The sequence below is a fragment of the uncultured Succinatimonas sp. genome, from assembly GCF_905203285.1.
GTDB lineage: Bacteria > Pseudomonadota > Gammaproteobacteria > Enterobacterales > Succinivibrionaceae > Succinatimonas.
In genome coordinates this window covers 1-7637 of sequence record NZ_CAJKVK010000091.1, presented here as the reverse complement: position 1 = coordinate 7637, position 7637 = coordinate 1, and the positions used below count along the sequence as shown (strand labels likewise).

The following is a 7637-nucleotide window of genomic DNA, read 5'->3' as shown; positions in this document are numbered from 1 at the left end:
TTATGTTCTGCAAATGACAGCGCTATTCCCACTGGAGACTGCGGCTATTTCCTTACTTCACGCTACAAAAGTGACGCAGATGCCAATTTCGGACATTATAAAAATAAGGAAGTCGACAAACTGCTTGATTTACTTAATTTAACTTTTGACTTAAATAAACGTACTGCGATTTCGCAGGAAATAGCCAACAAGTTAAATGATGACGTTGCCGCTTTATATATAAGTTATCCTGAACTTAATACGGTATGCAGCGGCAAGGTTAAAAATATGCATCTTTATACCTTTGATTATTATTTAATTGACGATAAGGTAGGCATCAATGACACCGTTTTTACAAATAAATGATCTTACGATTACCTGCAAAGACAAGCTGCTTGTAAAAAACGCCGGTCTTTGTTTAAACCAAGGCGAGTGCATTGCTTTAACCGGACCGTCAGGTTCGGGCAAGACGACACTATTAAAAGCAATATGTCACATACTGCCGCAAAGCTTTACGGTATCAGGAAAAATTTGCTTTTTAAAAAATGATATCAGCAAGCTTAGTTTACGGCAGCTAAACAAATATCTCGGTACCGGAATAACCATGATTTTACAAAACCCTGCTGACAACTTTGACGATCGCAAAAGCATCTTAAACCACTTTGAAGAAGCCATGCACGCCTCAAGTCTAAAAGCTAAAGAAGAGGTCAAGCGCCTTGCCGTAGATCTTTTATATAAAATGCAGCTTGCCTATCCCCAAAACCTTCTTAAACGCCGATCTTTTGAGTTATCCCAGGGCATGTGCCAGCGAGTGATATTAGCTTTAACCCTAATGCAGCGACCCAAGCTTATCTTGGCTGATGAGTTCACCTGCTCTCTTGATATCATAACTCGAGTGCAAATTTTGCAGCTTTTAAACAATCTGCACCAAGAAATGGGATTTGGTCTTCTTTTTATTACGCATAATAAAGATGACGCACGTTTTTTAGCTGACCGGACATATCATCTTGAACATGCAACCCTGCAACAAAGAATTCTTGACGGTACATAAAAATGCTGCAAATAAGCGAGCTTAAATTCAACTATAAACAAAATGACGGTAAAGAGATCCGTGCACTAAGAGGCATTGATTTTTCCCTGACAAATGGAGAATCGGCCGCTTTGGTAGGAGAGTCAGGCTGCGGCAAAACCACGCTGTGCAACATCGTCAATTTGATGTTAAAAGACTACGACGGTTCAGTTTTATTTGACGGCAAAGAATTAAAAAATATCGACAAAACAAAAGATTATTATTCAAAATTGCAATATATATTCCAAGATCCTAAAAGTGCCGTAAGCCCCTACCAAAAACTTGCCTACTTTATGACCGCTCCTCTTATTAATTTAAAAGGGATGAATAAAACGCAAGCACTAAATCTGGTTAGAGAAAAACTGCCTGCAATCGGGCTTTTACCTGAAATTTTAAACAAACGTCCAAATGAAGTAAGTCTTGGACAGCTGCAGCGGCTATGCCTGTTAAAAAGCCTTTTAATCGGTCCTAAGGTGCTATTATGCGATGAAATTACCGCATCTTTAGATGAGCATTCAATTAAAGACTGTCTTACAATCATTAATGAATACCAAAAAACCGGCATGAGCGTACTTTTTATTACTCATGACATTGAACTTGCAAAAAGCTTCTCTAAAAGAATCATCGTTATGTTCAAAGGAACGATACTGGAAGACACCCAAGGCGGACAGGCCTTAATGCATCCCTATGCACAAGAACTCTTAAACGCATCTGCTGCGTTAAAAAGAAGTCAACTAAATGAGTTTTCACCTAAAAGTGCCCCGTCATGCCCGATTACGGTTGACAGCATCTGTCCTTATTACAAGCGCTGCAACGACAAAACTGCAGACTGTTTGAATGAATTTCCCAAACTGTTCAAACTTTCTGAAAATCATTGCGTACGCTGTTTAAAATTTAAAAATGCGGAGATATAAAAATGGCTATGGATTTAGATGAACTGCTAAACGGAGTAAAAAACGGAACTGTTTCCGTAGACAAAGCCAAAGCCGAGCTTAAAGCCGCTCCTTTTATTGATCTTGATTACGCAAAGCTTGACATGCATCGGCGTATCCGTACCGGAATGGCGGAAGTAGTCTTCTGCCAGGGTAAGGAAGATGCCTTCTTAGTTAAAATAATCGGCAAATTCCTTGAAAACGACGGTGAGGTATTTGGGACTCGCTGCAGTAAAGAACAGGCACAGATGCTGCAAAAGAGCATGCCAATGTTGCAATACGATCCTGTAAGCAGAATCATCTCTTATCAAAAGTCCCGTGAGCTTAAAGGTCACATAGCAGTCGTAACTGCCGGAACTGCTGACATCAAAGTTGCGGAAGAGGCTGCGCGTACCTGTGAATATTTCGGTGGAAAAGTCAGCCGTATTTATGACGCCGGAGTAAGCGGTTTACATCGTCTTCTGTCAAATCTTGATCCGATACAAAACGCCAACTGCGTCATCGCCGTTGCGGGAATGGAAGGGGCTCTTGCCTCCGTCATCGGCGGACTTGTTTCAAATCCGGTAATCGCAGTGCCGACCTCAGTAGGCTACGGCGCCAACTTCCACGGGCTTTCTGCTCTTCTTACCATGATTAACTCCTGTTCAAACGGAGTTGCGACTGTAAATATCGACAACGGTTTTGGGGCAGGATTTATTGCCACGCAGATTAACCGTCTTGCCGTCAGTGCATGTAAAGAACCAACCTTTAACTAAAAACAAAATAAGGAAAAGAATCATGAACTGTTTATATCTTGATGTACAAAGCGGCATAAGCGGCGATATGTTCGTAGCATCCCTTCTTGATTTGGGAGCAGATAAAAAGCTCGTGGAAAAAGTTTTAAACAGCATTAACCTAGACGGTTTTTCAATCAATATCTCCCGCGTCAACAAAGCAAATCTTGATATGTGTGATTTTAAAGTCAAACTTGCAGTTGACAATCATGACAGCGACATGGATTATCTTTTCCCTAAGACTCACGAGCATGGCAACCATCATCATGAACATCATCACCATGACGAACATCATTTTCATGATCATTTGCCAGAGCATGAACACCATCATGAACATACCCATGATCATCATCACTTGCATCGAAATCTTGAAGATGTCATCACTATCATTAACAAAAGCTGCGCATCAGAAAATGCTAAAACTCTTGCAGTAAAAATCTTCACTATAATCGCCACAGCAGAAGCAAAAGCCCACGGCAAGTCTTTAGAAGATGTGCATTTTCATGAAGTAGGAGCACTAGACTCAATTGCCGACATTCTAGCTGCCGCAGTATGCTTTGATTCACTTAATATTGATAAAGTTTACAGTTCACCTCTTGCAGAAGGCTATGGAGAAATAAACTGCTGCCACGGAATTTTGCCTATTCCGGTACCTGCCGTATGCAATATCCTTGCCGAACATGAAATTCCAATGCATCAGACTGACACCCACGGTGAGCTAATTACTCCTACAGGTGCCGCAATTGTTGCCGCCTTAAATCCTACTTTTGCCCCTATACCCCAGGGTATCATGCTTAAAACCGGCTACGGAGCCGGTAAACGCGCTTACGAAAAGCCAAGCTTTGTAAGGTCGATGTTGTTTAAAGAAAGCGTTACCCAAAATGTATCTGCAACTTACTCTAATGATGAAATAATAAAAATTGAATGCAATATTGATGACAGCACCGGAGAACTTCTTGGTTATCTTATGGAAAAGTTGCAGCAAGCCGGAGCTTTGGACGTAAGCTATAAAAGCGTTTATATGAAAAAAAGCCGCCCTGCCTACGAGCTTAATGTTATCTGCAATCCCGATGAACTTTTATCGTTAAGCACCATTATTTTAACCGAATCAACTTCCATAGGTTTGCGCTATACCACCATGAAAAGAATAATTTTACAGCGTGAAAGTTTTGAATATGAAACAAGCCTTGGAAAAGTAACGGCAAAGCGCTGTACACTGCCTTCTGCTCTTGGCGGACAATATTTTATATATCCTGAGTATGAAATCTTAAAAGAGCTTGCCAAACAAAATAATCTGACGCTAAAAGAAACCGACGCTATCATTAGAGGTGAACTTTATGCCAAGCGCTGAAGAAAAGCTTATCGCTTATTTGACGCAATACGCAAAAGATTATACGGCACTTGCCTTCTCGGGAGGCGCCGATAGCACACTTTTATTAATGCTTTTGTCAAAACTTTGTCAAAAAGAAGGCGGCACTGTTACGGCCTTTTATGCCAAAACCGCCTTAAATCCGCGTCTTGAAGACAAAGAAGCGTACAAAATATGCAGTGATTTTAATGTCAAGCTTGAAATCGTGGATATAGATATACTTGATAAAATCAAAGACAATCCTATAAATCGCTGTTATTTATGTAAAAAAAGCATTTTTTCCATAATTAAAGAAAGAGCACACATTCTTAACTGCTCAATTGTTTTTGACGGCACCAACAGTGACGATCTAAATGAATACCGTCCAGGTCTTAAGGCTATTGCAGAGCTTGGCATTATAAGCCCTTTAGCGCATCTTCAGATTAATAAAGAAACTATAAGAGCTATTTTAAAATCTCACAATATTCCTACAGCAGCAAAGCCGTCATCTCCCTGTCTTGCTACCCGCTTTCCTTATAGAACACTCTTAACTCAAGGCAAACTTAATGCCGTAGGTATTGCCGAAAGTAAAATAAAAGCTTTAGGCTTTTATAATGTACGTGTAAGAGTGCATGACAACGTCGCTAGAATTGAGCTTGATGCAGATGAATTTATAAAAGCTTTGGATAAGAAAGCTGCCATTATAGACATTATCAAAAAATCAGGATTTGATTATGTGACGCTTGATTTGGAGGGCTTTAAATCAGGCAGTATGGATAAAAAACTCCCTTAACATAATAAAAATCAAGTACTAATCAATTTATATCTTTACAGATAGGCCGCCAGTATCAAACAGCGGCCTTATGCGTAAAAGAGCTATAGATTAGAAGGCATAGCGAGCGCCGAGATTGAATCTGTAATCAGTATCCACCTCTCCGCCGTTACCTGCCTCAATATCGGCATATAAGTGCACTTTATCGGTAGGATTAAAGTCAGCACCGAAGCCGTATTCATACCAGGTACCGCCTAAAGACTCAGTAAGAGATCTTTCAATATCACCTTTGCGGAAAGTAAAGTCGGCATCGCCTTCCCAATCATGCAGAACCGATGCTTTTAAAAAGAAAGATCCTAACTCATCAGGGAAATCAAAACCGAGCTTAAGTCCTAAGCGTCCTACTAATGAATCAACAGACTTATTGTCTACATCTATGCCAGTTGATGTGCGGTAATCTGCATCAAAAACATGTCCGTACCACATCTCAGCCTGCGGCTCGACAAAAAAGCTTTCAGTAGCATAGCAGCGCCAACCCAGCTCTGCTGATAACGAAACGGCATTGGTATGATAATCGCCAGAAGAATCAACTGCATCATATTGAATGTCAAAAGAGTTCTTCATACGACCGATTTTACCGACTAAATCAAGATAGATGCCGTTGCCAAAGAGCCAGGAGTTGTACAAGGAGAAAGCATACAAATCGGTTTCACCGTCACCGTAACGAAAATCGTTATCACCATCCGTGTACGATAAAGCACCGCCTACCCATACACCCGGAGATACCTGACGGTCATAGCCTACTTGTACTGATGTATAGTTGTTCTTTACATCCTGATTACCGTAACGAGCCTGACCGTTGTTAACGCGAGCCCAAACACCGTCTATAGACTCTGAGCTGTCGCGAAGCTCTCCAACACGTCTATGCATTTCATCAATTTCGTTGCGCCAAACGTGCAGACCTAAAGCAGCCATTTCGGCTATACCGTTGATGTTAGGATTTGGTTTGGTTTCAACATCAGTTATAGGAGGCTCTGAATTATCAATACCTTTAAGATCAGAAATTGTACATTCAGGACAATCTCCAGCAATAATAGCTGTTGAACCATCATAAATATCAGTAGGTTTTTGCTCTAATTTCACACCAGGTATACATTTAAGAACATTATGTCTTTCTTCACCCTCTCCTTCTTTAGTATTACTCATTATTATATTAGCGAGATTTTTTAAATCATAATCCGCATCACCAGTATTGTTTGAAGCAGCGGCTATTAACTTTATCTTATCAACAGGAGTCTTTAAATTTTTATAATTGCCGTATGCATCTAATGTTCCAGTTAAATATACTCTTGAACCATGTTCTGGATTTGAATCTAAAACATGCACACTTAATGATTTAAACTCAACTGTAAAATCTTCAGGGAACCAATCTTTATTTTTATATCCACCAAAATCAACTACTGCCCCTTTACCTAGTCTTACAACAACATTATCTCCAGTCAAACGAGCTGATGGATCATTACGATACCAATTTTTGGTATCGGGAGCTTGCACTCCATAAAAAGCTGCTTGAATCTTAGCATTTTCCGCTAAATCTATATTTGAAAACTTAAACTCACTAATATATTCATCAGCTAAATTTGAATCATAATCTGTAGAATTTGGATCTTTAAGTGTCTGAAAAGCAAGTCTAGAATCTTTTGCAACTGAGATATTTAACATATTAGCAACAGAATTATTATTAGTTTGCACTAATCCTTTTCCACGATTAGCTATAATATTTTTTATATTCACTACATTGTTATTAAAAATTTCAAGTCTTGCATCTTCTCCATTATCGTCAGTATAGTCTGATAAAATGACACTTGCGTTAATTGAGAATTCTTTTGATTCTTCTCCTTGATCTCCGATTCGAAGTCCTGTTCTTTTTCCGTAAGAATCAATTATAATTTCTGACTTAATACCATCAAAAACATTTTGATCATTAATTGTAAGTCCTGTCCAATACGTAGCAGTTTGATTAATTTTTTTAGCATCAATTATATGTAGTGTCGATATATCTATATTACCTCTAATATAACTTTCATCGCCATAACTGATATCATTTCTTCCCCTAAAAATTAACTTATCAGCTTTTATCGTTCCTGTAATTTGAGGAAATTTAGTGGTGTATAAATCAATATTTTGAGTAACGATAGTTCCTTTATTTATTAAATTACCACCATTTATAATAATATCAGAATTATTAATAAATCCATTATTAGTAACATCTTGATTCTTTAAATCAATTTTTTGAGAATAAGGATCATCTTCTGAATTGCTAATAGTTTGAGCAAATGAACTTCCAGATAACACAGCTCCTAAAACTAACGCGCCGGCTAAACTTTTAAAAACTAGTTTACCCCCCCCAGCGCGTAGTTTTTTGTTTATATAACAATTAGATAAAATTGCTTTATAAGCGTGAATCAACATATTGATGGCATTATTTGTCTGCCTCATAATTAAACTCCTTCTCTTGTTTCTAATGTAAGTGCTTATAAAAATACTACTAACAATAAAAATAGGAGCAATTTTTTGATATGCCTTTGCTAAAAGGTGATTATTTTCACAATTTCTGCTCGTATACATGTAAATTAAGTGCAAAACAAACAAAAAATACTTTTTAAAAACCATTAAACAAAAACCCCGTAACTAAGACCTGTGCTTACTTAAAAGTTGCGGATCTAGATAAGTAACTCTAAAAATCCTCTCTAAACGGCTTATT

The 7637-nt window shown here is 38.5% G+C and carries 7 protein-coding genes; 6 read left to right on the top strand and 1 reads right to left on the bottom strand.

The window, feature by feature from the left end; genetic code table 11:
* The 6 genes from QZ019_RS08410 to larE all read left to right on the top strand — a co-directional run.
* A partial coding sequence (locus QZ019_RS08410) for a hypothetical protein (protein WP_295484147.1) occupies positions 1 to 345 on the top strand: 345 nt, incomplete at its 5' end.
* Positions 320 to 1030: an ATP-binding cassette domain-containing protein gene (locus tag QZ019_RS08405; protein ID WP_295484145.1), complete on the top strand. Its 711-nt coding sequence runs from the start codon at positions 320 to 322 to the stop codon at positions 1028 to 1030. The genes QZ019_RS08410 and QZ019_RS08405, both read left to right, overlap by 26 nt.
* 2 nt (positions 1031 to 1032) lie before the next feature.
* Positions 1033 to 1962: an ATP-binding cassette domain-containing protein gene (locus tag QZ019_RS08400; RefSeq protein WP_295484143.1), complete on the top strand. Its 930-nt coding sequence runs from the start codon at positions 1033 to 1035 to the stop codon at positions 1960 to 1962.
* A gap of 2 nt (positions 1963 to 1964) precedes the next feature.
* The gene (gene larB, locus QZ019_RS08395; protein WP_249082960.1) at positions 1965 to 2735 is read left to right on the top strand and encodes a nickel pincer cofactor biosynthesis protein LarB; all 771 of its coding nucleotides are present in this window, start codon (positions 1965 to 1967) and stop codon (positions 2733 to 2735) included.
* Positions 2736 to 2757: 22 nt separating this feature from the next.
* Positions 2758 to 4104: a nickel pincer cofactor biosynthesis protein LarC gene (gene larC, locus QZ019_RS08390; RefSeq protein WP_295484140.1), complete on the top strand. Its 1347-nt coding sequence runs from the start codon at positions 2758 to 2760 to the stop codon at positions 4102 to 4104.
* A complete protein-coding gene (larE, locus tag QZ019_RS08385; protein ID WP_295484139.1) occupies positions 4091 to 4894 on the top strand; it encodes an ATP-dependent sacrificial sulfur transferase LarE in 804 nt (267 codons plus the stop codon). Before larC ends, larE begins: the two co-directional genes overlap by 14 nt.
* 90 nt (positions 4895 to 4984) lie before the next feature.
* Here larE and QZ019_RS08380 read toward each other — a convergent pair whose 3' ends face one another.
* Positions 4985 to 7372, bottom strand: coding sequence for an autotransporter outer membrane beta-barrel domain-containing protein (locus QZ019_RS08380; protein WP_295484136.1), 2388 nt, complete (start codon positions 7370 to 7372; stop codon positions 4985 to 4987).
* Between the last annotated feature and the right edge of the window lie 265 nt (positions 7373 to 7637).

Bases quoted from the DNA above. Each gene is read 5' to 3' on its own strand.
- QZ019_RS08405 (WP_295484145.1), top strand. From the start codon at position 320: ATGACACCGTTTTTACAAATAAATGATCTTACGATTACCTGCAAAGAC.
- QZ019_RS08400 (WP_295484143.1), top strand. From the start codon at position 1,033: ATGCTGCAAATAAGCGAGCTTAAATTCAACTATAAACAAAATGACGGT.
- larB (WP_249082960.1), top strand. From the start codon at position 1,965: ATGGCTATGGATTTAGATGAACTGCTAAACGGAGTAAAAAACGGAACT.
- larC (WP_295484140.1), top strand. From the start codon at position 2,758: ATGAACTGTTTATATCTTGATGTACAAAGCGGCATAAGCGGCGATATG.
- larE (WP_295484139.1), top strand. From the start codon at position 4,091: ATGCCAAGCGCTGAAGAAAAGCTTATCGCTTATTTGACGCAATACGCA.
- QZ019_RS08380 (WP_295484136.1), bottom strand. From the start codon at position 7,372: ATGAGGCAGACAAATAATGCCATCAATATGTTGATTCACGCTTATAAA.